Below are 24,477 nucleotides of genomic sequence, written 5' to 3'. Positions count from 1 at the left end.
TAGGACGTGGCGAAAATAAGGCGCGTCTGCTAGATTGTGTCAGGTAGATGGCGACATGTGGGCAAGCCCGGTCGCTTTCCGCGTTAGAGGCAACTCTGCGGGAGACGTGAAATGAACCAGTTCCAGTCTATCGAAGAGGTGCTCTTTGCCCTGCGGCGGCGGGCTGTGCTGATCCTTTCGATCACCTTTGTCGGCTGCATGTTTTCCGTGTATTTTGCACTCAAGCAGGAAAAGACCTACGAGGCGACCGCCGTGGTCCAGATCGAGGATGCGCGCGTTCCCGATCAATTGGTCGGTGCAACGGCCGCGACCGAAGATGCCTCGCGCCGGGTCCGGTTGATCGAACAGCGCCTGATGGCGCGCGACAACCTTGTGCGGATCATGGAAAAGCACGATCTGTTTTCCGACGATCCGGACATGACCCTGAACGAACGCGTCTACGCCATGCGGCTGGCCGCGCGTATTCAACCCATGACCAACCCGCAGCAAAGCTTTTCACCCGAGGCCAACGCGCCGTCGGGGCTGATGATCACGGTGACACTTGATGATCCGGAGAAGGCCGCGGAGCTGGCGAATGAACTGATGACCTCCGTAATCGACCAGTCGCGCGACCGCAGCGTCAGCCGGGCGCGTGACACGCTGGAATTCTTCCGTGTCGAAGAGCAGCGGATCGGGGCCGAGATCGAGGCGTTGGGCGGCGAGATTGCTGCCTTCAAGCGGGCCAATGGCGACCAGCTCCCGGCAGGCGTTCTGGATCTGCGGACGCAGTTGGCCAGCCTGCGGGACACCGAACTGGAGCTGGACCAGCAGATCCTGACGCTGGAAACCGCCTCCGACCGCACGCGGGAAGAGGTGAAAAGACGCCAAATCGCCCTGCTGCAAGAGCAGAAAGCGCTGATCGGCACCCGTGTCGCCCAGATCGAAGAGCTGATCACCGGTGCGCCAGAGGTGGAGCGCGAATTGAACCGGCTGGAACGCGAGATGACCAAGCTGCAGGAGCAGTATGAGGTCATCACCCGCCGCATGGCAGAGGCGGAATTGGGCCAGATGCTGGAAGACCGTCAGGCCACGGACCGCTTCGAGGTTCTGGAAACCGCGTTGCCGCCGGTCTATCCGGTGTCCGGCAGCCGCAAGAAGATTGCCGCCGTCGGCGGGATCGCAAGCCTGATGGCGGGTATCGCACTGGCTTTTGTGGCGGAAATGATGAACCCGGCCATTCGCACCGCCGCACAGATGGAGCGGATGTTGGGTGTGCAGCCGGTTGTGGCAATCCCGGTCGTGGCCAGCCGCCGCGACCGCCGCATCGGTGGTCTGCGCCTGCTGGGTAAACTGGCGCTGGTTTTTGCGCTGATTGCATCGGGCCTCCGCCTGATCTGGGATCGGGTGCCGGTCCTGGCCGAATTGTCGGGCAAGCTGTTGCCGCGCGCCATCCGGACCTGACCGCGACTGACCTGATCTTCGCCGGGGTCTGCCTGACAGGCCCCGGTCTTCAGTATCCGTAGCGGCGGAGTTCCGAGCCTTCGGCCTTGTTCAGGATCATCCCAAGCAGGGGCGTGCTGTCGCCCAGCCGTCGTTCGACTTCCTTGACCTCGCGCTCTGTCGTCATGCCGCCGCCAAGGACAAGCAGGACTCCGTCGAACTGCGGGCGAAAGGCGATCACATCGTCGCAGAACAGCGCGGGCGGCAGATCGAACAGCATGACATCAGGCGCGAACCGGGCTTCGATGGCTTCAAGCGTCGCGGTTGTCCTGGGATCCTGAAGCAGCTCCGAAGGATATTCCTCGACCCGGTCATTCAATCCGAAAGCAATGTTGCGGCCCGCGTGCACGGGATTTGCACCCATGCGGCGCAGGTGCTCTTCCGGCGGGACCAGACCGCGCAGAACATCGCCGAGCGAGCCCGGTTTCTGCAACCCAAGGACGGTGTGCAGGCTGGGCCGACGCATATCGAGATCCATCACCAGCGTGCGGCAGTTTTCCTGCCGCGACAGGGTGATCGCAAGGTTGGCAACGGTAAAGGTCTTGCCACAGCCCTGACCGGGTGAGGTGATCGCGACGCGGCGCCAGCCGTTTTCCTTCAGCGTTTGCAAAAGCCGTGTGCGCAACACGTCAAAGGCCGCATGCGCGGGGTCTTCGCGACTGGCGGAAATGATCCGGTTGCGGTCCAGATGCGCGGTGTTGACGGTGAGATCGGCGAGGCTGTTCCACGCGCCATCGACGTCGATCTTGCCCAGGTCGGCCGGGGCGGCGTCGGCGGGCGCGCTTGCCGGTTTGGTGACCGGCAGCATTTCGGTCAGCGGCAGGGGGGCGGCCTTGGCCTCGGCGCGACGGGCGTCTTCGGCCCGGTGTTCTGCCGCGTTGGCCTCGTCTTCGGCGCGCTTGCGCGCTTCGATCAGGCGCGCCTGTTCCGCAGCGCGTTCAGCCTCGCGGAGGCGTTGTTCTTCGGCCGCTTGTTCCGCGACAAGCCTTGCCTCTTCGGCGGCCGCCGCCTCGCGTGCCTTCTCTTCAGCGCGCCGGGCCTCTTCTGCCGCTGCGGCCTCGGCCCGCTGGCGCTCTTCGGCAAGTCGTGCCTCTTCGGCTGCTTTCTCGCGGTCAGCGCGTTCTTTTGCGTCGCGCTCCGCCCGCTCTGCCGCTTCGCGGGCTTCGGTCTGCCTGCGTTCGCGCGCGGCGAGCACGCGGCGCAGGGCCTCTGCCTGGGCTTTCTCCTCGAACTCCGCTTTGCGGCGGGCTTTTGCCTCAGCCTTGGCGCGCTGCTCAGCTTCGGCCGCTTGCCGCGCCTGTTCTTCAGCTTCGGCTTTCTGACGTGCCGCAGTCTCGGCGCGATGGCGCGCTTCGGTTTCCTGCCGGGATTTTTCTGCGGCTGCGTGAATCGGGGGGACAGGGGCAGGCGGTTCGGTCGACCGCCCGCGCTGACGGGTGGCCGAGGAGTGTTTTCGCCGGAATTTCGGGCCATCCATCATGTTCATGCCCCTTGCTCCACACTTTTTGCCCGCACGCCCTGAAATCTCTGCGCGTGGACCGTTTGCCTTGCCCGGCCATTCAACTGTTCGCCCAAAGGGATCAATTCCCGGAATGAGACGTCAATCTTGGCCTTTCAGGCTGTTAAAACAGCCAAATCTGTCCAGAATAAGTCAGATTTGAATGGATTGGTGACGTAGGGTCAGGAATTTTCCGATCCCGTCAGAAGCCAAATAGATTGGCATGGGTGATCGCCTTTTCAATGAAACGGGCCCGGTCGGGCTCGGGCGTCCAGCCAAGAACCTCCTTGGGATGCGCGTTCACAAAGGGGGAGAAATGCGCACGGCTTTTCCAGTCGGCCAAAGAGGGACGGATCACCCCGTGTCGCCGCAGCGCGTATTTCTTGAGCCCGTATTTCACCGCATCCGCCGCGTAGAAGGCGTGCAGGTTGCCCGGCACGACGCGGATCCTTGCCCCCAGCGTCTCGTGGATGGCGTTGAAATAGCCACGGGCAGAGAGCATCGGCTCACCCACCAGGTTAAAGCTCTGCCCTTCGACGGGGGCATCGATCATCCGTACCAACCCATCAACCACATCGTCGATCAGCACGAAGGGCAGGATGTTGCGTCCATGTCCCCAGATGCGGACTGCGCCGGCCCCGTGCCAACGCCCGATGCCCCAATGCTGCAGCGGGCCGCCGTGGCCGACCACGATACCGGGCCGCGCGATGACCAGCGGCAGGCCCCGGTCGCAGTGCAGGTCCAGCAGCTTTCGTTCGCATTCCGCCTTGGACCGCGCGTAGAGATTGCGATCGGTCATATCTTCGGCAAATCCGGTCTCTTCGGAAATCGGCGTTTCGGGGTCGGACATATCGTAGCTGGCGATGGTCCCGGTATAGATCAGCCGTTTCACCCCGGCCTGTTCAGAGGCCATGGCCACGCGCAGGGCGACGCCAACATCGTTTTTCAGGCAGTCGGCCCAGGTCGTGTCCATCGATTTGGCAAGGTTGAAGACCACATCAATGCCCTGCATCGCCTCTGTCACTGCATCCAGATCGTGCAATGAGGCGCTGATCGTTTCGACGTTGTCGGGCAGATCGGGGAAGGGGCCGGTCCTGCCCCGCGACAGGACCCGCACGTCACGCCCGTCCGCCACAAGGCGGCGGGTCAGGGCGCGACCGATAAAGCCGGTGCCGCCGATGACCATGGCGGTGGGTTTCGGTATTCGCGTCTGCACGGCGGGCGTCGCGGTTTTCAGGGTCTCGGGCGGCAGCTTGGCGATCATGTCGTCGATACAGCGCATGACAGCCAGCCCGCTTTCGCCGGAAAAGCGGGGGTCCTGCGGTTTGCCTTCGGTCAATGCACCATAGACGGCCGCAGTCATGCCGCGAAAGCTGAGGCCATAGGGATTGCGGGTGTTGAGTGACCGCAACTGTGTCCAGGCATTGCGCAGCCCTTCGCGCCGGCGCTGGCCGGTCATTTCCATCTGTTTGCGCAGCGGATTGGCCACCAGATCGGCGGCATTTTCCCGCTCCACCACCAAAACGTCCTGCGCAAAATCAAGACGCGCGCGGGCCGATGACCCGCGCAGCGTGACAGAGCGGTCGTCGATAGTTTCGACCATCGAGAGCGCAAAGGTGATCTCTACCGCTCCGGCACGGGCAAGAATGCGGAAACTCTGCGGGCGCGGGTCTTCCCCGGGCAGCATGACGGGATTGCCGGCATGGGCATGCAGGATTTCAAGGTCACCAAAGAGATCCTGCGCAAAAGCCACCAGATGCGGCCCCAGTTCCAGCAGCAGGTTCTTGGGCTCTCGCAAGAGCCACAGGTTGAACGGCCCGGACCGAAGCGGGGCAAGGGGCAAGGCCCATGTCAGCTCTGCCGACGAAATGCGCCCGTATTCCCCCGCCCGCATTGCGGATTTCATCCGTTCATAGCCGGGCAAGCCCAGAAAATTATGGCCCGCGTGAAACCGGCGGTTGGCTGCTGCCGCTGCGTCAAGGATCTCAGCCGTCTGCTCTGCAGATTCAGCCACAGGTTTTTCCACAAGCACATGCAGCCCGCCGGCAAGGCACTTTAGTGCAATATCCTTATGTATATTTGGCGGCGTGAGGATATGGGCACAGTCGCAGATATTTTCTGAGATCAGGTCGTCGACTCTTGTCAACACGCGGGCACCCAGTGGTTCGGCCAGCGCTCTGGCTGCCGATTCTGAGGTGTCGCACACGGCTGTGATCTTGACGCCCGGCGTCGCCTTGAGGGCGTCGGCATGCCAGTCTGCGATGTATCCGGCCCCGATCAGGCCGACGCGGATGGGTTGGGACATCTGGATCTCACTTGTACTCGATGATGCGCATATCGGCGCCGGACAGACGGCGGGCGTGAAATTTTGCCATGCCGATCAGGTTGGGAAACTTGGACAGGGTCAACAGCAGGGCCAGTCGGCGGGCCAGCGGTGGCGGCACCCCGTCGGCAACAAGCCCACGGATCGACCGCAGGTGGCTGACCGCGTAGAGCGCCAAAACCGCGAGGCTGAGCCAAAGAGTTGTGAACAGGCCAAAGACGAAGACCAAAGGCAGGATCAGCGCAAACAACAGCACGCGCCGGCGTTCGCACCGAAAATACTCCGGGTGCAGATGACCGACCTGTGCAAAGCCGTGTCCGGTGCGGACAGCACGGCGCCACCATTGAGAAAAACGGGTCATGGCGGCGTCGTGCCGGGTCATTTCCTGCGGAATGCGGTGCAGCTTCCAGCCCGCCTTGCGAAAGCGGCAACAGACCTCATCATCCTCGGCGGCGATGACCTGCGGGTTCATGCCGCCTACGGCTTGCCATAACTCGGCGCGCACCATCATGTCCCCGCCGCAGGCTTCGATCTCTCCCGCAGGACGGCGCCATTCCCAGTTACAGATGGCATTGTAGATCGACCCGTCGGGATGGATTTCCGACCGCCAGCCGGTGACCATGCCCACAGTCGGATGGGTTTCCAGAAAGGCGCGGGCGGCGTCGATGTAACCGGAGACCAGCGCGCAGTCGCCGTCGATGAACTGAACGAATTGCGGATCGTCCAGCGCATCGAATCCGGCGTTGCGGGCCCGTGCGGCGGTGAAGGGGACCGACATGTCCAGTTCAACCACCTTGGCCCCGGCCTTGCGCGCCTCGAACAGGCTGTCGTCGGTCGAACCGCTGTCGACATAGACGATCTGGCGCGCCTGCCCCTGCACAGAGGCCAGCGCCGCCACCAGCCGCAGCCCCTCATTCCGGCCGATCAGGATAACGTCCACCGGAGTCATCGCGCGGGTTCCGGGCGCTTGTCACTGGTTGGGAGAGTTTCGCTACTTTCGCGGAAAAGGCGCGACAAACGGGCCGGTTCGACGGACAGGTTGAAATCCGCTACCACCCGCGCGCGGCCTTGTGCACCCATTTCCCGGCGTTTGTCCCGGTCAGACAGCGCTCTATCGATTGCTTTTCTCAGCGCCCCGGCATCGCCCGGCGGCACCAGATAACCGCTGACGCCCTCGTCGACCAGTTCGGGAATGCCCGCGATCCGGGTGGTGACGACCGGAACGCCAGAGGCCATCGCCTCCATCAGCACCACGGGCACGCCTTCGGCAAAGCTGGGCAGCACGAAGACATCCGTTGCGTGCAAGGCTTCGGCGACTTCGGCCTGACTGCGGTAGCCCAAAAACTCCACCGGCATGCCCTGCGCCTGCGCCTCCAGCGCGGCGCGGTCCGGTCCGTCTCCGATGACCGTCAGATGCCAGTCGCCGGGCAGGTCTCGCAGGGCCTCCAGCAGAACAGGCATGCCCTTGACCGCCGCCAGCCGCCCGACAAAAAGCAGCCGCTTGCCGGTATGGGGCGCGGGAGAATAGCGGTCCGGGTCTATCCCGCAGTGGATGATGTGCATCTTGGGCCAGTGTTCCTGCGCCGTGAAACACATCAGTTGCGAGCGGCAAAAATCCGATATGCAGGCCACAAAGGCCGCCCGCCGCGCCTTTTCGTCAATGCGCCAGTGGTGCGGTTCAAAAAAGATGTCCGGGCCGTGGATGGTAAAGCTGTAGGGGATGCCCGACAGTTCCGAGGCCAGCATTGCCACCGTGCACGACGCCTTGGCGATGTGATTGTGCAGGTGACCGACGCGCTGATCCCGCAGGTGGTCGGCCAGAACGCCCGCCTCGAGGAAATAGATCAGGTTGTAGAGACGCCCCTTGATGCCCTTGGGCGCGGTTTGCCACGCCAGTTTCAGCGCACTGAGATAGCGGCCGGGCGTTTGCAAACAGCGCAGATGCGCTTTGATCAGCCTTGCCGGATGTCTGGCCGTGTCCAACACCCTGAAAGTGCGGGCATGTTCCTCGCGCTGTTCGGGGCCCACAAGGTGTTCCGCGCCTGTGGTGCGGATCGAGCAGGTGTCGACCTCGTGCCCCAGACCGCGCAGCGCCGCCACCTCGCGCTGAATGAAGGTGTCCGAGGCGCGGGGGTATTCGCCGGTCAGATAGGCCAGTTTCGGCAGGCTCATCGCCGACCCTCCGCCGTCCGGGACATCATGCCCTCGAAGGTATCGGTGTCCTCACCGGGAAAGGCGCTGCGCATCCTTGTATTGGGATAACGCAGCGGCATCAGGCGCGCCCGTAGAATGCTCTGCCGGAACAGACCCGGCAGGCGGCTAGAGACAGGTTTGAGCGGTCCAGTGATCGCCCACCATAGGCCAAAGGGAATGCTGACATTCAGCCGTGGCCAGCCGTGACAGCGCCGATGGGCGCGCAGGAAACGGGCGCGTGTCGGCCTGTCATCGTCAAAGACGTTCAGGACGCCGGGGCCGGGTGTCGGGGTGCGCGCGGCCTCGACAGCAATGCGTGCGGTGAGGTCCACATGCGCGAGCGGCAGTTCTCCCTGCGACCCGATGGTGACAAACAGCTTTGATGCCCAGAACCCCTGAAGCGCATGCCATGTCCTGCCCGGACCCCAAAGCGCGCCGGGCCGCAGGATCCAGCCGTCCTCGAACTCTTCGTCGTTCAGAAACATCGTCTCTTGCATGCGCTTTGATCCGGCGTAGGCGTCGCGCGCCTCTGCCGGAGAGGTGGGGAGCGGGATCAGCGGCGTGGCTTCCGTCAGCGCATCGCCGGGGGACAACCTGTCGGTATCGTAGACCGCAAGCGAAGAAATCAGAACCATCCGCGCCTGCCGCCTGTGCCAGACGTCATGAACCGTCCGGGTGGCCAGCAGGGTATCGCGGGCAACGGTTTTCGGGTCATCGCCCAAGTGGGCTGCGGCATGGATGATCGCGCCGTCCGCAGGCAGGGACGCGCTCAACCGGTCTGCCGCGTCAGAGGCCGTCAGATCCAGTTGCATTGGCGTGATGCCGGGATCGGCGGCCCATTCGACCGGTTCGGCGCTGCGATAGACGGCGATGACAGGCAGGCCGCGCCTGCGCGCCTCGGCCACGCAGGCGCGCCCGAGAAAGCCGTTGGCCCCGGTGATGGCAAGGGTCATCTGGCCCATGGCATCGGCTCCATCCGCTCACAGGTGGTGGTCATGCGCTGGGCGCCGCCGGTCTCTCCGGCATTCTGTATCGCCAAGGTGACCTCTGTCAGGTGCAGGGCGAAATCGTTGGACATCCGGCTGGGTCGCCCTTGTTGCAGGGCCTCCAGCACCTCGGCCGGACCCAGCATGAAATTCATCGCCGCAGCGCCCCAGCGTTTCACCTTGGCGTGGGTGGGTTGTTTCAGGCGGAGGGTGCGGGGAAAGGGGTGCTCCATCAGCCGTCGGCGCAGGGTCAGGCGGCGGGCGAACCTGACTTTGGCGGCGTTGTCCCAAGCTGCATCGCAGGAAATCACGCCCTTGTCGCCTGTGATGCGCATGCCGTGGTTGTGCGGTGCCACGATGGAACAAGTCAGGCGCGCGACCGGGCCATCCTCGAAAAACAGTGTGGCGACGGAAAGGTCGGGTGCGAAGGGGCCGGTGCCTTCCTTGTCGGGCAGGGTCTCGGTCGAGGCGGCAACCACCGTGCGCACCGGTCCGAACCACGACATCAGCCAGGTCAGGTAATAGCCCGCGTGTTCCAGCGTGCAACCCACGCGAAACTCATCCTCATAGGGCCAGGGTGCGCCCGACTCGGTCCTCCATTTGTGGTAGGCCGCCTGGGGAATGAACCCGTCATCCAGTTCGGCATAAACCACGCGCGGCGTCCCGGCGGTCCCGATACGCAGTGCATGCCCGATGGTCTGCGCGGCCTCCCCCAGAGCCGAGCACGGGGCGGAGGCCAGCATCAGACCCCGTTCCGCCGCGAGGGCATGCAAGGTCTTGGCCTCTTCCACCGTCATGGCCAGCGGCTTTTCGGAGTAGACATGCCGCCCGGCCTCAAGGCAGGCCCGTGTGGTTGCGAAATGTGCGCCGGGATTGGTCAGGTTCAGGATCAAGGCATCGGGCGCCTGCGCCAACAGCGCCTCGAATGAAGGGCATTCCGGCACGTTCCAATGGGCGCAAAAGCTGCTCAGGCGGGCCGCGTCCCTGTCCCATGCCCCGGCGACGGTGATCCCCGGCATGGCGGCGGCAGAACGCATGTAGAGATCGGCCACGAATCCGCAGCCCAGCAGCAGCACCTGCCCTGCCTTGCCCGTCCCGCTTTCGGTCCGTGCCTCTGAATGCGTCAAGTTCAAATTGCCACCCGTGGCCCGGCTGTGTTGTGATAGTATCAAACAGTAAAAAAAGGCCAGAGTTCGACTGAGGCCCGGAAAATGCGGCGGTGCGGCATCACTATTGGCGAAATTATTGAAACTGTTGTGGAAAAGGCACTGAACCATCGGCGGATTCGCGCTATGCCAATGCCGGGGGGCTAGGTGCCAGCATGCATTTCAGATTTGGGGACGACACGGTCCGCGTGAATGTCCCGACATGGGCGGTATTGGAAGCCCGGGTGCGTGAACGCTTTGCCCGGCGGTCGGGCTTTGCGCTGGCGACCATCAATCTGGACCATATCGTGAAGCTCAATGGGTCGGACTCCTTTCGCGCGGTTTACCTCGCGCAGGATTTCGTGGTGGCCGATGGCAACCCGATTGTCTGGCTGTCGTGGCTGGCGGGCAAGCCGGTCTCACTGATTCCCGGGTCAGAGGCGATCCTGCCGCTGGCGGAAATCGCGGCAGCACAGGGCGTCAAGGTGGCGCTGTTCGGGTCCAGCGCGCCAGTGCTGGCGGCCTCTGCCGAATATCTCGAACGTGAGGTGCGTGACCTAGAGGTGGTGTGCCAGATCGCGCCGCCGATGGGGTTCAACCCATCTGGGCCACAGGCAGAGGAGATGTTGAGGGAGATCGCAGCCTCCGGGGCGCGCCTCTGCTTTGTCGCCCTTGGTGCGCCCAAGCAGGAAACCTTTGCCGCGATGGGGCGGCGGTTGGCACCCGAGGTCGGGTTCGCCTCCATCGGGGCTGGTCTGGATTTCTTTGCCGGCACCCAGAAACGCGCTCCGATCTGGGCGCGCAAGATCGCGATGGAATGGCTGTGGCGTGTGGCGGCGGATCCGCGTCGGTTGGCCTGGCGCTATCTGAAATGTGGGTTGGTGCTGCCCGGGCTGAGCGTGCGTGCGCTGCTGTCGCGGTTTCGGAACTGACGCAGCACGGTCACAGCCGCCTTGGCTTGGGGCGGCGCAATAGCAGGGCGTCTTTCAACCTTGTCTTCAACCCGCGCGGTGGCAGCAATTCCATATCACGCTCAAAGGTCACGCCGTTTAACGCGGACTCCCGCATCAGGGCCAGTTTCACCCCCCAACGCGCGGCGGTGTGCGGCAGCAGGCCGTCGGGGATGCCCATATCTGTGGCCAGCGCGCCGGGCAGCCAGTCGCTGATGACGATGCCGGGAAACCTGTCGAACAGATCCGCCACCAGCGCGCGGGTCACCACGCGAGAGGCCCCCTTGGACACGGAATAGGCGGCGGATGCGGGCAAGGGCGCGATATCGGCAAAGCTGGCCACGTTCAGAATGCGCCCGGTGCCGCGCGGCGCCATGTCCTGCAGGGCGGCGTGGCAGCAGGCATAGACCCCGCCGGTGTTGATCGCCATCGTGTGCCAGAAATGGTCTGGCGTTTCCTGCAGGATGTCCACCTTCGGGTAGACCGCCGCGTTGTTGATGAGCAGGGCAAGGGGTCCGTGTTTTTCGGCCAGAGCGGCAAATCGCGCGGCCACGGCGTCAAAATCGGCAACATCCAGAGCAACCGGATCAAACCGGCCTTCGGGGCACAGCGCCGCTGTTTGCTGCAATGTCTCGATACGCCGCCCGGTGCCTGCCACGGTGAACCCCAATTCGCACAGTTGAACTGACAGCGCCCGGCCAAGGCCGGAGCCCGCGCCGGTGACAATGGCGAAACCGTCCTGCGGGGTGATCCGGGTCATGTGTTGTCCTTCAGGATCTGGTCCGCGACGCGCAGGGCGTTGGCGGCGATGGTCAGGCTGGGATTCACCCCCATCGAGGTGGGCATGAAAGAGGCATCCGCAACCCACAGATTGTCCAACCCGTGCGCGCGACCGTCAGGGCCGGTGACAGAGGTGGCGGGATCATGCCCGAACCGCAGCGTGCCGCAGGGATGGCCCCAGTTCAGTTCCGGCGCCATCGACAGAAACAGATGGCGATGTCCGCGCAATCCGCGCCGCAGGGCCTTGCGAAAGGCGCGGCGACGTTGGCGCAATTCGTCGGACAGGGTATAGGTCACGGACATGCGCGACGGGTTGGCCGGGTCGAACAGCACACGATTGTGGGCGTAAGGAAAATCCTCCATCAGCCCGACGAACAGATGCGCCTGCCCCAACAGGGTATGGGCCACGGCGGCCATGGGCCGCGATAACGCGCGCAGGCCGGGCTGGCCGCGCAGGTCGAACATGCGATTCAGGAAATGCACCATTTCGCCATATGATGCGCGAATGCCCATCGCCTGAACCGACCCCAGCCGCATATCCGCCCGGTGATAGAAGTCGCGAAAGGAAATCGCCTTGGTCGCGCCGCTGTCGGGCAACCCGCGTTTCGGCCAAAGGGCAAAGCGTTCGTCCACGTGCAGCATCAGGTTGCAGCCAACAAGGCCCGAGCGGTTGGCAAGGCCATCGGGCCAGTGCTCGGACGGCGAGGCCAGCAACAGGCGCGGCGAATGCAGCGCCCCGGCGGACAGGATGAAGCGTCGCGCGGTCAGACGGTGTGTGTCCTGCCCGACACGCACCTCGGCTGCGGTGACACGCTGGGCATCCGCGATCAGGCGCGTGACCTCTGCGCCAGCCAGAAGATGCGCATTCCCTGTCGCCAGCGCAGGTTCGACCCCAGCCGATCGCCCATCCATCTTGCAGACCATCGGGCACTTGCGGCCAAGGCATTTTTCGCAACCATCGACATGGGTGATCGCAGTATGCGTGCGATAGGGGTGCAGTCCGGCCTGTTGCAGGCTTTGCGTCAGCGCAGCCTCCGCCGGTTGCAGCGGCGGCGGGTCGCGCAGGGACATCGGTTTTTCGGGGGACAGGGGGTCCGGCGTGCCGTAGACCCGAAACAGATGTGCCGCCTTGTCATACCAGGGGACCATACGGTCATAGCCCACGGGCCAGCCCCCGGTCGGATGCGGCTGATCGGGCAGGTCGTCCAGATCATGCCGCTCGGGCCGCTCCAGCGTGGCGGCGTAAAAGGTGGAACTGCCGCCCGGCCCGGTGCCCAAGGGGGCAAAGAATTGCGTTTCGACCCCATCCAGAGAGACATGCAGCGGATCGGGCCAGAGGCCGCGCGCGGCACGCGCCTCGGGGACAAAGACATCCGTCAGCCCGTTGCGTTCCGAGCGAAGGCCCACCGGTCCCTTTTCGACAAACAGCACTTTTTGCCCGGCCTCGGCCAGACTGCGGCCCAGTGTGCCGCCGCCCATGCCCGCGCCGATGATGACGGCGTCCCACTCTGTCTCGAAGAGGCCGGTCATCCGCCAGAAGCCCGGGAGAGCGTGACCTCGGTCGTCAGCGGCTCAAAGACAGGGCGCAGCACCTCGCGGATGCGGATGGCGGCGCTGTTGGTCAGGTGGTTGTTGTCAAAATACTGGCCCTGCGCCTGCTGAATCGCGGAACAGGTGCCGTCCGCGCAGAAGTATGGCCAAGTATCGAGAAAGGTGATCGCCCCGGATTCGGACAGCGGCAACCACGGCGCATCCGACAGCGTGCCGCGCAAAACGATGGCGTCCTCGGCGACGCTGAATTCCGTCACAGGGTCGGCGGCAAGGGGCAGACCGGCATGCGCCGCCTCACGCGCGGCGTCACGGCTGTCATACAGCGGAATTTCCGGAGGCTGGCGTAGGACGAACACCCGGTCCATCCGTCGTGACAGTTCCGCGACGGTGTCTGCGGCGGCGCGGGTCAGCAATCGGGCCTGTCCGGCCTTGGTGGACAGAGGCCCCTCTGTCGGGTGCAGAGCGATCCGGTCATGGGCGTTGGGGCCCAGCCCCTGACCTGTGGCATAATAGCTCCATCGTCCGATCAACAGGACCGTGTCGATATCATCCAGCCGGGACAGCGCCTGCTTGATCTGCAGGGTGGCCTGCGTGCAGGCAGTGTCCTGCGCCGGGGTCGAGGCGGTTTCCACCTTGCGGATGTCAAACAGCGGCGGACAGCCGGCCCGCCAGAGGATGATGCCCGGCACGCCCGCTTCATGCGCGGCCAGATCCAGCCCTTCTTTCATCGCGCGCACATGGCTGTCGCCCCAGATCAGCACGCGCGGCGGACCTTCGGGACCGATGGGGCAGAGCTCCAGCCCGTCGAGCGGCAGGTCGGTTGCGATTGCGCAGCGGCTCCAGTCCTGCAGGAAATCACCGGTGGCGGTGATGTGGACCCGCGCCTCCGGCCCGAACCGGGCCGGAATGCCGTCCGTGACGTAGAGTACGGCCCCAATGGCAAGGGCGACAGCGGAACTGAACAGCATGCCGGTGAGGACGGCGAACCCGCGCAGCCTGCGCGCGTGCCGGATCGGCAGCTCAACGAAACGCCACGACGCCCAGCCCAAGCCAAAGGCCAGTCCCAGCCAGAGCGCGGCCTCGACCGGGCCGGAATACCCGCCCCGCAGGTAATCGCTGAGCGTGTAGACCGGCCAGTGCCACAGGTAGAGCGAATAGGAGATTAGGCCGATCAGGCGCATTTGCGGCAGGGTCAGCAGGCGGTTGACCGTGTTTGCGCCCGCGCCGGAGGCCAGCAGCAAGACCGTGCCCAGCACCGGAGGAATAGCCAGAATACCGGGAAACATCGGCCCCGCGGGAATGAACCAGATCGAGGCCCCCACCATGATCAAACCAAGAGAGGACATCGCCGGGCTGCCACGCCAGTTGTACCTTTTCTCATGCCCCCAGATCGCCAGCAGGACGCCGGACAGCAATTCCCAGGCGCGGAAGGGGAACAGGTAGAAACTGGCGGTCGGCGACACGGGTGTGATCAAGACACAGGCCACCAACGACGCGCCCCAGACCACGACCAGAGCCGCGATAACGCCCCAGCGCCAACGCGCCAGCAGGATCAATACCAGTGGCAGGAAGATATAGAACTGCTCCTCCACCGCCAGCGACCATGTATGCAGCAGGGGCTTGTCCTCGGAGGCGGTGTCGAAATAGCCCGCCTGCCTGTAGAACAGGATGTTCGACAGGTAGACCGTGGAGGCGATCACGGCCTTTCCGAATTCGCGATACTCGAAAGGCAGCAGGATCAGCCAGCCAAAGACGGCGGTGACCGCCAGCATAGTAAAGAACGCGGGCGCAAGGCGGCGGAACCGGCGGATGTAGAAGTTTTTCAGACTGATGCGGCCAGTCGCGTCATACTCTCGCCAGAGGATGCCGCCGATCAAGAACCCCGAGATGACAAAGAAGACGTCGACCCCGACAAAGCCGCCAGAGAGGGGCAGGCCGAAATGATACAGGACCACCGCCAGCACGGCGATGGCGCGCAACCCATCGATATCGCCCCGGTAGGCGATGCTGGCATGCGGCGCGGCGCTCATGTCTGCTGATGTCCTCGACCGTTGGGCGGGGGCGTCATGGGGTCCTTCCGGGTTTTCCGGTGCTTTGACTGACCGGTTGCGCGTAGTCTGCTGTCAGAGTGTTGCCATACCTTCAAGGATAACGCATTTCAGGGCGGGATTAAGGCCGTTCATGGACATTGGGCGCTGACATGACGCAACAGCAGATTTCGGCGCAGGTGCCGGATTGGTCGCGGGAGCGGATCGAGCGGTTCTGGGAACCGGGCAAGAAGATGATCCGCGCGGTCAGGCGTTATCAGGCGTGGCGGGGACGCGGTGTTCTTGGGCGTGTCGTGGCGCGGTACTGGGTGATGAACCATTGGGTCTGGTCGCTGATGTGCCAGAGCGAATTGCACCTGACGACCGAGATCGGCGGTGGCCTGCGGCTGACTCATCCGACGGGCATCATCGTGCATCCGGACGCAAAGATCGGGGTGAATTGCATGATCTTTCATCAGGTTACGCTGGCGGGACCGGTGGTGCTGGGCGGACATGTGGATGTCGGTGCCGGGGCGAAGTTGATCGGGCCCCTGACGGTTGGGGATCACGCGGTGATCGGGGCCAACGCGGTGGTGACGCGGGATGTGCCTACAGGGGCGACCGTGGCGGGGATCCCGGCGCGGGTCATCTCCGAGACTTGAGGGGGTGAGCCGGGGACGGCGCTCCTCGGGACCTGCGGTCCCGATATCGCCCCGCCCACCGTCCCGTCCAACGGGCCTGACGGCCCGTTTTCGGCCTAGAGCTGCAGGCAATAGCGGCATGTCTCGGCTGTGGGGTGTTCCGTGTCGACTGCAAAACCGGCCTTGAGCAAGACACGGGAAGAGGCGGGATTGCCATGCGCCACACCGGCACACAGCGTCATCGGCGCCTTTGGCCGCAGATGGGCGATGAGACCCTGCAGGAGTTCCGTGGCATAGCCCTTGCCCCATGCCTCTTCGGCCAAGAGATATCCAAGGTGGAGGTCGCCGGGCGCCGTGCCTTCGGTTCGAAACAGAAACAGCAGGCCGATCAGGTCGTGGCCCTGTTTGACAAGGCTGACCTTTGCCCGGTCCCGTCGGACTGAAATCCAGCGCGCCATGGCCTGCGGTTCATCGTCGGGACCAAAATCCGGCGGCAGGTGTTCCAGCACAGACGGGGTCAGCATTCGGGCCAGTCGGTTTTCCAGAGTGGCCCGCGCTGCTGGATCGTCCAGCGATGTTTCCCAGGGCGTCACGCGCAGGCGTTTGGTGGAGAAGGCCGTCAATAGCCCAACCCCTCCAGCGGCTGACCGTCCAGCAAAGCACAGTAGACATCCAGCGTCTTTTCGCCCTTCCGCGACCACGGGAAAAACCCTTCGGCATAGGCTTTGCCGAGGGCGGCGGTGTCCGCCATGGCGGCGGGGCTGTCGACGCAGGCTTCCATTGCCTGCCTGAAGCCCGCGACCATCGCGTCGAAATCCGCCATCTGCACCCGCGCTCCGCGGCCCTCTGCGGCGAGATCGCCGGGCGCGCCGTAGTCGGCGACGATCACCTGACAGCCACAGGCCATGGCCTCGATCACCACGCCGGCACCCAGTTCGCGGATCGAGGGAAAGACAAAGGCGTCCGATCTGCGCATCATGTCGGCCACCTCAGCCTGCGATTTGCGCCCGTGCATTGTCACGCAATCCTGCAGTCCATGTTCTGCGATCAGCGCTTCCATCCGGGCGCGTTCGGGGCCATCGCCCACCACATGCAAGTGGTGCTGCCGCAGTCGTTCGGAGGCGGCGAAGGCGCGCAGCGGCAGTTCCGGCAGTTTGTAGGGCACGAGGCGACCGGCATAGAGGAAATGCAGTTTGTCATCTGCACCACGCCGGCCCGCAGGTTGCGCGCCGTGGTCATGAAAGATCGCCGGGTCAAAGCCTATTTCCGGAAAGGAGACGATGCGCGCATCCTCGACCCGCGGCAGATCGGCGCGTGTGTGCGAAAAGGCGTAGAGCACGGCAGCGGCGGCGTCGAACGTGCTGCGCGCATAGGGCAAGACCTTGTAGACATTCCGCAGTTTCCGCAGGCCCTCCTTTTCGCGGGCCTGTTCGGCGGCAAAGGCGCGCGGCCAGTCGAGATTGCCATTCAAAGGGCCGATAACAAAGGGCTGCGGCACCTTGTGCGCCAGCCATGAGGGCAGGGTGGGCGACATCGGGGTGATGCGGTGTACGATGTCGAATTGCCCGTTTGTCAGTTCCTTTCGGAAGTGTTTCCAGACGCCATGTTCGAACGCCAGATACGGCAGGTAGTTGAAGATCATCGAGGTCGACCAGCCGACCTCCTCCCCGCCCCGGATCAGTTTGGCCGCTCGGTACATCGGCGAGGCGATCCATTCATTGTCGATGTAAACCACGGGGAAAGGCGGGCGGTCCTTTTCGATGTTCTCGCGGTTGCGCACATGGGTGGCAAGGCTCACATCGGCCAGCTTGCCGATTTCCAGCGCGTATTTGTAGCCGACGATCGGCAAAGACGGCCATTCCGGATTGCATTCGTCGGCAACCAGCAGAACACGGGGTTTTTCGGCCATGAAGGTCCTCTTTACATGACCGAACGCCAGCGCAGCGTGCTGCTGCGGCGCTTGATCTGCAGGCGTTCGGCTCTGAGTTTTTCGGCGTAGCCGGTCATCGCCCCGGCAATGAGCCATGTCAGCGGCGTCAGCGTGGCGTTCGGGATCAGGTCGACGATATTGATCGCCAGCATCAGACTGAGCGGCGCGACATAGGGAGAGACATCGGCCCTGTGCCGGGCGGTGATTTCGCGTCCGATCAGCAGCAGTGGCAAGAGGAGCAAGCCGAATTCGGCGATGAAACCGACCCAGCCATAGGTGCCGATCAGGATGATCCAGCGCCCGTCGGTCACGGTCAGGATATTGCCGTTCACCGGGTCCAGGATGTGGTTCCTGCCCCAACTGCCCCAACCGAAGACAGGCTTGATATAGGCGCGCTCCAGCAGGGTATCCTCATTCTGGAACCGGAACCGCAACGATCCGGCGCGGTCCGGGTCGATCGCGGCGGCCTGTGTCAGCATGTATTCCTGCGGTACCAGATGCGCGCCTTTCAGGACCGGGTAGGCCAGCGCCACAAGGCCCACGAACACCGCGACGCGGACCTGTTTTGCGGCCGGCAAAAGCACCACAAGGGGCACGAGGAAGATCATGAACAACAGCGCGCCCAGCGATTTCGCCAGCACCAGCACAACGGCCAGATATACCGCTGCTACGAGCAGTTTGAACCGGCCCGCGTCTTCGCGGAACCGCCAGAGCGCAAAGGCGGAAACGACAGAGGTCATCAGGAAGAAGGCAACCCAGATGCCGTGGTAGAGAAAGACCATGGGGCGATAGCCGCCAAAGCGGATCGTCTGGGCAAAGAAGTGTTGGTAATAGCCGTAGACCCAATTGTTGAGCTGCGGAGAAATACGGATTTCGATCAACAGCAGCGGCGTATAGATCAGACCGGCGACCATCAGCGCCTTCAGCAATTCGCGCTGCGATCCGCCAGAGGCGAGGTGCTGGCGCGCCAGCAGGAACGGCACCACCAGAAGGCATTGTTCGATGGTCAGTGCGGCGGCATCCTTCAACCCCAGTGCGGGCAGGCCGACCTGTCCGAAGAAGACCGGTTCACCATTGGTCAGAACCGTCAGGATCGGGGAAAGAATAAACGTCGCCAACAGCGCCTTGCCCAGTATGGACTGCGGCAGGAGCGGACCGGCATCGTCGTTTTGCCGCCAGAGCAGGACCGCAAAGGCGGTCAGCGCGGGAATGTTGTGTTTGTTCAGAGGCGGCATCATCGGTAGGTCAAAGACCGCCGGGGGTTCTGGTAGGAACAGGTAGAGAAAGATCAATCCCCAGATCAGCGCACGGTCCGTCCGCAGCCGAGCAAGCAGCAAGGCCATGATGATCGGACTGATCGCCAGTGCGAAATAGGCGATGGGGTTGGGCATCGTCGCTCTGCTCTGGGGGCTGGCCGCGCTCTTGCAGGCCGGTTCATTGCCGGTTCTATCAACTGGCAAGGGCAAAGTCGCGGCTGCAATGCAGCAAAACCATGGAACCCATGACCATTTTCAATCGGGCACCAACAGTCATGAGATCCCGGCCACAGCGTCATGGAATTGCCCGAAAGACACGGTAGAGTGGCGCGGCCCCTACGGACAGGAGGGTTCCTTGGGTCAGGATCGACTGCGCATCGCCTATCTGAGCGACCTGTCGCCGCTTGACCGGACGGTTTATTCCGGCGGCAACGCACGCCTGTTCGACGCCCTGCAGAAGCACGCCGGAGATGTGACGGTCCTGCCGACAGGCTGGGGCGCGGCCGCACCTGTGCGCCGATTGATCATGGCCATGCCTGAAACCGTCAGCCTGCGTCTTCGCTGGCGGATGCATTATGCCCTGCGCCGGGTGATTGCGCGTCAGGCAGAGGAGGAATTGGCGCGCGGCGATTACGACGTGTTGTTCGGCGCTTATGCGCTGCACGCCTTTAGCGGGGTTCGGACACCAAAAGGGATGGCGCGGGTGTTCACTTCGGACGCCGTCCAGACTGTGTATCGCTTGTCCGAGGTCGGACAGGCACACAAACGTGTCTTTGCCTTCGGGCGGGTTCTGGATGGTTGGTTGGAACGGCGCGAGCGTGAGGCGTTGAGGGGGGCGGATCTGCTGCTCTGGCCGTCCGAATGGCTGCGCGAGACTACTGTAGCGCGGTATGGTTTGTCTGATGACCGCGTCCGGCTGGTGCCCTGGGGGGCGAATGTCCCGCATCCTCCCATGCCAGAGCCGCGCCGACTGGACAGAAATGCGTCGGTGCACCTGTTGGTCGTTGGGCGAGATTGGTTTGCCAAGGGTGGGCCGGTGGCCTTTGACACCATGAACGCTTTGCGCGACCGCGGGGTGGATGCACGCCTTACGGTGATCGGATGTGAGCCGCCAGAGTTTCACCGAAACGAACACGTCACCGTCTTCCCGCAGTTGAACAAGGCGGTGCCCGAAGAGCTGGCGCAATTCAACAGGGCGCTGCGAGAGGCGCATTTCATGGTCATGCCTTCCTTTGAATCCTACGGTTTCGCCTTTTGCGAGGCAGCGGCCCATGGATTGCCCGCGCTCTGCCTGCGGGTCGGGGGTGTCCCGATCCGCGACGGGATCACTGGCCATGCTCTACCGCCCGGATCGGATGTCGGGGATTTTGTTTCTGTGATCCTGCAGTATCTTGAGGCACCAGAGGCATATTCCAAACTCTGCCAATCCGCCCGCCATGACTATGAGACCCGGTTGAACTGGGACGCGTGGGGCCGAACCACCGCACAGCATCTGCAGGAGGCAGTGGCGAAAAAGCGCGATTGATCACGGCCAAGCTGCGCTGGTCCTTTGCAGGGGCGGTTGCTGGCATGGACTGTGTGCAGGTGCATGAAGGCCGCGATCCGCACAAATGGCACGACAATTTCCTCTGTTACCGACAGCCCGTTGCCGACCTTGTGACAATAACGAAGATCCGTACCGTCAAACCGCAAGCGGTCTGGACAATGTCGGGCGTGGCGTCTTTGCCGTGATCGGCGCGGCCTTCCAAAGCGCGGGCGAAGGCGGGGTCAGCCTAACGGTACGGGGTGCAGGTGGGCGAAGACCTGCTGCCCTGCCCGCCGCATTTCCGGCATGTCGGATACCAGCACCATCCGCAGGCCTTCTTTCTGGACGACGTGTATTTGCGCATCTGCCAGCATCCCGGCGCACGCTGATAACGGCCTGAGGCAGTTTTTGCCGAATTGCCGCGCTGCCGCAAAAATTGTGCTGCGCAACCGCGCACACGGAATCGTTGACGACCCACATTTGGTCAGGCCAACTGTGCCTACAAAAGTAGCACTATGCCAGATTTCAAAACCACTCCGGTGGGCGTTTCCAATTTCGAGGAGGAGAAAAACATGAACGAGTCGTTCCGGCCCGATCCCACCTTCCATCCCACGCCAAAGATGGCGATGGAGGCCCCTGCGGAAACGCTTGCCTTTACCCTGATGCTCAGTCCCGATTTCTCACAGCCGGACGGATTGGCGGTGGTGGATGTGAACCCGTCTTCGGACACCTTCGGCCAGATTCTGCACACCCTCATCATGCCCAACAAGGGGGATGAGTTTCACCACTTCGGCTGGAACGCCTGTTCCTCGGCGCTGTCGCCATTGGCCGGGCACGCCTTTCTTGAGCGCCGCTACCTGATCATTCCCGGCATTCGGTCCAGCCGGATCTATATTATCGACGTCAAGGAACCGCTGAAGGCGAAGATCCACAAGATCATCGAACCCGAAGAGGTCTTTGCCAAAACCGGCTATTCGCGCCCACACACGATCCACTGCGGCCCCGAGGGCATCTATGTCTCGACGCTGGGTGGTGGCGGCGAGGATGGCACCGACGGTCCTCCGGGCATTTTTATCCTCGATTGTGAAACCTTCGAGATCCTCGGCCGCTATGAGATGGATCGTGGCAAGCAGGACAAGCATTATGATTTCTGGTGGAACCTGCCGCGTGACTACATGGTCAGCAGCGAATGGGGCCTGCCGCCGCAGTTCGAAAACGGCATCGTGGCAGAGGATCTGCTAAGCAACAAATACGGCCATTCGATCCACTTCTGGAACCTGCGAGAGCGTAAGAACGTCCAGACCATCGATCTGGGCGAAAACCACCAGATGGCGTTGGAAATTCGGCCTGCGCATGATCCGGCCAAGAAACACGGCTTCTGTGGCGTGGTGGTGGACACCACCAACCTGCAGGGCGCTATCTTTACATGGTGGCAAAAGGACGACGGCACCTTCGAGTCGAAAAAGACCATCACTATCGATCCGCAGCCTGCGGATGCGGACGACTTGCCCGACCTGCTGAAGGGGTTCGGCGCGGTGCCCGCGCTGGTGACGGACATCGACCTGTCGCTGGACGACAAATACCTCTACGTCGCCTGCTGGGGGCAGGGAGAGATGCACCAATACGATGTGTCGGACCCGATGAACCCCAAGCTGACCGGCAAGGTCGAGATCGGCGGTATCGTTCGAAAGACCCCGCATCCCAGCGGCAAACCCTTTGGATATGGCCCGCAGATGGTTGAAATCAGCCGCGACGGCAAGCGTGTCTACTGGACCAACTCTCTCTACTCGACATGGGACGACCAGTTCTATCCGGGCGAACGGGGGGCGGCCATGGTGATGGCGCATGTGGGCGAAAACGGGGGCCTGACACTGGACGAGAACTTCTGTGTCGACTTTCCGGAAGGCTATCGCAGCCACCAGATCCGGCTGGAAGGCGGCGATTGTTCGACCGACAGTTTCTGTTATCCCAACGTCTAAACCACGGCCCGACGGCGGTTCTGAGAGGCCGCCGTCGCGGGTCGCGCTTGTGGACCAAGAAGAAACGGGCAGGTGGTCTTGACCGGTGAGGTTCTGGCCCTTTGGGGGGCGGTTTTGCTGGCCGGGGTCTATCACGGGGTGAACCCCGGAATGGGCTGGCCGCTGGCGGTGTCTGCAGCGCTTATGGAACGGCGGCGCAAGGCGCTGTGGCGGGCGCTGATCCTGCTGGCAGGGGGGCATTTCCTTGCCATGGCCGCGATCCTGCTGCCGTTCGGCGCCATGACAACACTGGTGACGTGGGAGCGTGAAATCCGCATCGGTGCCGGACTGCTGGTCATGGGAATGGGGCTCTGGTTGCTGATCCAGCGGCGGCATCCCCGGTTTCTGGCGCGTGTGCCGCCCGCGCGGCTGGCGCTCTGGTCCTTTCTTGCGGCAATGGCGCATGGGGCGGGGCTGATGCTGGTGCCGATCTACCTGGGCCTTTGCCGGGTCGAGGACCTGGACCGCGGACACTTGGCCGCGACCGAATTGATGGTCGGCAACGCGGGCACCGCATTGGCGGTGGCGCTCGCCCATACGGCGGCGATGACAGTGGCCGGGGGAGTGATCGCGCTGGGCGTCTATCACTTGGTCGGGCTGAAGTTCCTGACCCGCAGCTGGTTCAATCTGGACAAACTTTGGGCGGTCAGCCTGATTCTCGTCGGCGGAATCGGGGTCTGGACGGCGCTGTGATCCGCTGTGGCTGGTGCCGCTTGGCCCTGCGTGTTAGGCCCCGCCCGAGTCGTCAAACGCGCCAAGCGCCCGGAGTTCCCTATGTCCGCCCTGTCCGATCACGGTCTAGCCGTGCAATCCCGCCTTGCCCAAGCCTATGGCCTCAGCCCCGATGCCGTTCAGGCAATGATGGATGCGGTCAGCCGTGGCGGCGGGGCGCAGGCCCAGTTCAATGTCCCCGCACTGGGTGGCATGGGCCAGTGGCAGTCCGGCGGTATGACCATGGTGGGCGATATGTTCAACACCGGTCTTCAGAACACCGTCAACAACCTCTGCTCCGAGATCGCCAACGCCTACTTTCAGGGGGCGTTCTATCAGCCGGTGCAGCCTCAGAGCGGCTGGCAGGGGCAAGCGCAGGGCAACACCTCGATGAGCATGTCGGGCAGTTTCGGGGGGTGGTGGCCCTCCGAACTGGGCAGCCCGTCCTCGCAGGGGGCACAGAACAACCTCAGCTACGCGATCTTTCCCAACGCGCGCCGTCTGGCGATCAATCTCAATGGGCAGGTGACGGTCTATGATACCGGCGATCACCTGATCGGCGGTGTGGGGCAACAGCAATCCGGCGACGCCAGCTGGACGTTCACAAGCCAATACGGAACGGTTTACCTGAACCAACTGCCCGTGACCCATGGGCAGCATCCCTGGGGCGCGCCGGAGCCGTCTTATGTTCAGCCGAAACCGGCGCCAGAGCCTGCCTACGTGGAGCCGCAGCCGGTGCAGCAGGCCCCGGTTCAGCAGGGCGGCGGCAATTCCGATCAGATATTCGCGGCCCTGGAAAAGCTCGGCAACCTGCGGGACATGGGTGTGTTGAGCGAGAATGAGTTCAACGCCAAGAAGGCCGAACTGCTGTCCCGCCTCTGACCTGTCTGCTGACCTTTGATTTGAATGGCCCGGCGATGTGGATCGCCGGGCCATTTTGGTTTCGGCGATTGCTCCATTTTGGCCTTAAGCGGCGGGTGTAACTGGCCCTATTCGCACTCGGGCCGCACCGATAGATTGCCCGCCAACAGCCGGCCCCTGACGCCGGCGTTTTGGCCTTGGGAGCGCTATCCATGCAACTGACGACCGAAGAAGCCTTTGTGAAGGTTCTGCAGCGCCACGGGATCGAGCATGCCTTTGGCATCATCGGTTCGGCGATGATGCCGATCTCGGATCTGTTTCCCCAGGCGGGCATCACCTTCTGGGACTGCGCGCATGAGGGCAGCGCGGGCATGATGTCGGATGGCTACACGCGCGCCACCGGCAAGATGTCGATGATGATCGCGCAGAACGGCCCCGGCATCACCAACTTCGTCACCGCCGTCAAAACCGCCTACTGGAACCACACGCCGCTGCTGCTGGTCACGCCGCAGGCCGCCAACAAGACCATCGGCCAGGGCGGCTTTCAGGAAGTCGAGCAGATGAAGCTGTTCGAGGACATGGTCGCCTACCAGGAAGAGGTCC

At 63.4% G+C, this 24,477-nt stretch carries 21 protein-coding genes; 9 read left to right on the top strand and 12 right to left on the bottom strand.

The features are described from left to right. Nucleotides 1-111 precede the first annotated feature (111 nt). Nucleotides 112-1,440, top strand: a complete 1,329-nt coding sequence (locus ACTXGA_RS20870) for a GumC family protein (RefSeq protein WP_443396621.1) — start codon at nucleotides 112-114, stop codon at nucleotides 1,438-1,440. Between the two features lie 49 nt (nucleotides 1,441-1,489). Here ACTXGA_RS20870 and ACTXGA_RS20865 read toward each other — a convergent pair whose 3' ends face one another. From ACTXGA_RS20865 to ACTXGA_RS20840, 6 genes are all read right to left on the bottom strand, one after another. Beyond that, nucleotides 1,490-2,965, bottom strand: coding sequence for a CpsD/CapB family tyrosine-protein kinase (locus ACTXGA_RS20865; RefSeq protein WP_443396619.1), 1,476 nt, complete (start codon nucleotides 2,963-2,965; stop codon nucleotides 1,490-1,492). A gap of 214 nt (nucleotides 2,966-3,179) precedes the next feature. Beyond that, nucleotides 3,180-5,282, bottom strand: a complete 2,103-nt coding sequence (locus ACTXGA_RS20860; protein WP_443396617.1) for an NAD-dependent epimerase/dehydratase family protein — start codon at nucleotides 5,280-5,282, stop codon at nucleotides 3,180-3,182. A 7-nt stretch (nucleotides 5,283-5,289) separates the two neighbouring features. After that, nucleotides 5,290-6,249: a glycosyltransferase family 2 protein gene (locus tag ACTXGA_RS20855; RefSeq protein WP_443396615.1), complete on the bottom strand. Its 960-nt coding sequence runs from the start codon at nucleotides 6,247-6,249 to the stop codon at nucleotides 5,290-5,292. Then, on the bottom strand, nucleotides 6,246-7,472 hold the full coding sequence (locus tag ACTXGA_RS20850; protein WP_443396613.1) for a glycosyltransferase family 4 protein: 1,227 nt from the start codon (nucleotides 7,470-7,472) through the stop codon (nucleotides 6,246-6,248). The genes ACTXGA_RS20855 and ACTXGA_RS20850 overlap by 4 nt, the downstream gene beginning before the upstream one ends. Continuing rightward, a complete protein-coding gene (locus ACTXGA_RS20845; RefSeq protein WP_443396611.1) occupies nucleotides 7,469-8,455 on the bottom strand; it encodes an NAD-dependent epimerase/dehydratase family protein in 987 nt (328 codons plus the stop codon). Before ACTXGA_RS20845 ends, ACTXGA_RS20850 begins: the two co-directional genes overlap by 4 nt. After that, nucleotides 8,443-9,606 (bottom strand): Gfo/Idh/MocA family protein, encoded by a 1,164-nt coding sequence (locus ACTXGA_RS20840; RefSeq protein WP_443396712.1) that lies wholly within the window; start codon nucleotides 9,604-9,606, stop codon nucleotides 8,443-8,445. The genes ACTXGA_RS20845 and ACTXGA_RS20840 overlap by 13 nt, the downstream gene beginning before the upstream one ends. 194 nt (nucleotides 9,607-9,800) lie before the next feature. On the opposite strand from ACTXGA_RS20840, the gene ACTXGA_RS20835 reads away from it, so the two are divergent. Continuing rightward, nucleotides 9,801-10,556 (top strand): WecB/TagA/CpsF family glycosyltransferase, encoded by a 756-nt coding sequence (locus ACTXGA_RS20835; RefSeq protein WP_443396609.1) that lies wholly within the window; start codon nucleotides 9,801-9,803, stop codon nucleotides 10,554-10,556. Between the two features lie 10 nt (nucleotides 10,557-10,566). Here the strand turns inward: ACTXGA_RS20835 and ACTXGA_RS20830 are convergent, their stop codons facing one another. From ACTXGA_RS20830 to ACTXGA_RS20820, 3 genes are read right to left on the bottom strand one after another with little or no spacing between them, the layout of a single operon-like run. Next, nucleotides 10,567-11,334, bottom strand: a complete 768-nt coding sequence (locus tag ACTXGA_RS20830) for an SDR family oxidoreductase (protein ID WP_443396607.1) — start codon at nucleotides 11,332-11,334, stop codon at nucleotides 10,567-10,569. Further along, nucleotides 11,331-12,884 carry a GMC oxidoreductase gene (locus ACTXGA_RS20825; protein ID WP_443396605.1) on the bottom strand — a complete coding sequence of 518 codons (1,554 nt, stop codon included), beginning with the start codon at nucleotides 12,882-12,884 and terminating at the stop codon, nucleotides 11,331-11,333. Before ACTXGA_RS20825 ends, ACTXGA_RS20830 begins: the two co-directional genes overlap by 4 nt. Continuing rightward, a complete protein-coding gene (locus ACTXGA_RS20820; RefSeq protein ID WP_443396604.1) occupies nucleotides 12,881-14,935 on the bottom strand; it encodes an acyltransferase family protein in 2,055 nt (684 codons plus the stop codon). Before ACTXGA_RS20820 ends, ACTXGA_RS20825 begins: the two co-directional genes overlap by 4 nt. Before the next feature lie 170 nt (nucleotides 14,936-15,105). Between ACTXGA_RS20820 and ACTXGA_RS20815 the strand changes: the two genes are divergently transcribed. Beyond that, nucleotides 15,106-15,594 carry a serine O-acetyltransferase gene (locus tag ACTXGA_RS20815; protein ID WP_443396603.1) on the top strand — a complete coding sequence of 163 codons (489 nt, stop codon included), beginning with the start codon at nucleotides 15,106-15,108 and terminating at the stop codon, nucleotides 15,592-15,594. 95 nt (nucleotides 15,595-15,689) lie between these two features. Here the strand turns inward: ACTXGA_RS20815 and ACTXGA_RS20810 are convergent, their stop codons facing one another. From ACTXGA_RS20810 to ACTXGA_RS20800, 3 genes are read right to left on the bottom strand one after another with little or no spacing between them, the layout of a single operon-like run. Further along, nucleotides 15,690-16,196 carry a GNAT family N-acetyltransferase gene (locus ACTXGA_RS20810; protein ID WP_443396602.1) on the bottom strand — a complete coding sequence of 169 codons (507 nt, stop codon included), beginning with the start codon at nucleotides 16,194-16,196 and terminating at the stop codon, nucleotides 15,690-15,692. Then, nucleotides 16,193-17,482 (bottom strand): glycosyltransferase, encoded by a 1,290-nt coding sequence (locus tag ACTXGA_RS20805; protein ID WP_443396601.1) that lies wholly within the window; start codon nucleotides 17,480-17,482, stop codon nucleotides 16,193-16,195. The genes ACTXGA_RS20810 and ACTXGA_RS20805 overlap by 4 nt, the downstream gene beginning before the upstream one ends. Before the next feature lie 11 nt (nucleotides 17,483-17,493). Further along, nucleotides 17,494-18,894: a hypothetical protein gene (locus ACTXGA_RS20800; protein WP_443396600.1), complete on the bottom strand. Its 1,401-nt coding sequence runs from the start codon at nucleotides 18,892-18,894 to the stop codon at nucleotides 17,494-17,496. A 220-nt stretch (nucleotides 18,895-19,114) separates the two neighbouring features. Between ACTXGA_RS20800 and ACTXGA_RS20795 the strand changes: the two genes are divergently transcribed. The 6 genes from ACTXGA_RS20795 to ACTXGA_RS20770 form a co-directional block, all read left to right on the top strand. Then, nucleotides 19,115-20,284, top strand: a complete 1,170-nt coding sequence (locus ACTXGA_RS20795; RefSeq protein WP_443396598.1) for a glycosyltransferase family 4 protein — start codon at nucleotides 19,115-19,117, stop codon at nucleotides 20,282-20,284. Continuing rightward, on the top strand, nucleotides 20,281-20,490 hold the full coding sequence (locus ACTXGA_RS20790; RefSeq protein ID WP_443396596.1) for a hypothetical protein: 210 nt from the start codon (nucleotides 20,281-20,283) through the stop codon (nucleotides 20,488-20,490). The genes ACTXGA_RS20795 and ACTXGA_RS20790 overlap by 4 nt, the downstream gene beginning before the upstream one ends. A gap of 366 nt (nucleotides 20,491-20,856) precedes the next feature. Continuing rightward, the gene (locus tag ACTXGA_RS20785; RefSeq protein WP_443396595.1) at nucleotides 20,857-22,263 is read left to right on the top strand and encodes a selenium-binding protein SBP56-related protein; all 1,407 of its coding nucleotides are present in this window, start codon (nucleotides 20,857-20,859) and stop codon (nucleotides 22,261-22,263) included. 150 nt (nucleotides 22,264-22,413) lie between these two features. After that, the gene (locus tag ACTXGA_RS20780) at nucleotides 22,414-22,995 is read left to right on the top strand and encodes a hypothetical protein (RefSeq protein WP_443396711.1); all 582 of its coding nucleotides are present in this window, start codon (nucleotides 22,414-22,416) and stop codon (nucleotides 22,993-22,995) included. An 81-nt stretch (nucleotides 22,996-23,076) separates the two neighbouring features. Next, entirely contained in the window at nucleotides 23,077-23,895 is an 819-nt protein-coding gene (locus ACTXGA_RS20775) for an SHOCT domain-containing protein (RefSeq protein WP_443396594.1), read from the top strand. Nucleotides 23,896-24,086: 191 nt separating this feature from the next. Further along, a partial coding sequence (locus ACTXGA_RS20770; RefSeq protein WP_443396593.1) for a thiamine pyrophosphate-binding protein occupies nucleotides 24,087-24,477 on the top strand: 391 nt, incomplete at its 3' end.

The organism is Antarctobacter jejuensis (assembly GCF_052266595.1).
Classification (GTDB): Bacteria; Pseudomonadota; Alphaproteobacteria; order Rhodobacterales; family Rhodobacteraceae; genus Antarctobacter; species Antarctobacter jejuensis.
Note: the sequence above shows the minus strand (reverse complement) of the source record. Positions and strands in the feature narration are given on the sequence as shown.

Coding starts and splice junctions, on each gene's coding strand:
- ACTXGA_RS20775 (WP_443396594.1), top strand. CDS start 23,077: ATGTCCGCCCTGTCCGATCACGGTCTAGCCGTGCAATCCCGCCTTGCC.
- ACTXGA_RS20785 (WP_443396595.1), top strand. CDS start 20,857: ATGAACGAGTCGTTCCGGCCCGATCCCACCTTCCATCCCACGCCAAAG.
- ACTXGA_RS20815 (WP_443396603.1), top strand. CDS start 15,106: ATGACGCAACAGCAGATTTCGGCGCAGGTGCCGGATTGGTCGCGGGAG.
- ACTXGA_RS20800 (WP_443396600.1), bottom strand. CDS start 18,894: ATGCCCAACCCCATCGCCTATTTCGCACTGGCGATCAGTCCGATCATC.
- ACTXGA_RS20825 (WP_443396605.1), bottom strand. CDS start 12,884: ATGACCGGCCTCTTCGAGACAGAGTGGGACGCCGTCATCATCGGCGCG.
- ACTXGA_RS20820 (WP_443396604.1), bottom strand. CDS start 14,935: ATGAGCGCCGCGCCGCATGCCAGCATCGCCTACCGGGGCGATATCGAT.
- ACTXGA_RS20865 (WP_443396619.1), bottom strand. CDS start 2,965: ATGAACATGATGGATGGCCCGAAATTCCGGCGAAAACACTCCTCGGCC.
- ACTXGA_RS20870 (WP_443396621.1), top strand. CDS start 112: ATGAACCAGTTCCAGTCTATCGAAGAGGTGCTCTTTGCCCTGCGGCGG.
- ACTXGA_RS20780 (WP_443396711.1), top strand. CDS start 22,414: ATGGGCTGGCCGCTGGCGGTGTCTGCAGCGCTTATGGAACGGCGGCGC.
- ACTXGA_RS20830 (WP_443396607.1), bottom strand. CDS start 11,334: ATGACCCGGATCACCCCGCAGGACGGTTTCGCCATTGTCACCGGCGCG.
- ACTXGA_RS20855 (WP_443396615.1), bottom strand. CDS start 6,249: ATGACTCCGGTGGACGTTATCCTGATCGGCCGGAATGAGGGGCTGCGG.
- ACTXGA_RS20850 (WP_443396613.1), bottom strand. CDS start 7,472: ATGAGCCTGCCGAAACTGGCCTATCTGACCGGCGAATACCCCCGCGCC.
- ACTXGA_RS20835 (WP_443396609.1), top strand. CDS start 9,801: ATGCATTTCAGATTTGGGGACGACACGGTCCGCGTGAATGTCCCGACA.
- ACTXGA_RS20805 (WP_443396601.1), bottom strand. CDS start 17,482: ATGGCCGAAAAACCCCGTGTTCTGCTGGTTGCCGACGAATGCAATCCG.
- ACTXGA_RS20845 (WP_443396611.1), bottom strand. CDS start 8,455: ATGGGCCAGATGACCCTTGCCATCACCGGGGCCAACGGCTTTCTCGGG.
- ACTXGA_RS20860 (WP_443396617.1), bottom strand. CDS start 5,282: ATGTCCCAACCCATCCGCGTCGGCCTGATCGGGGCCGGATACATCGCA.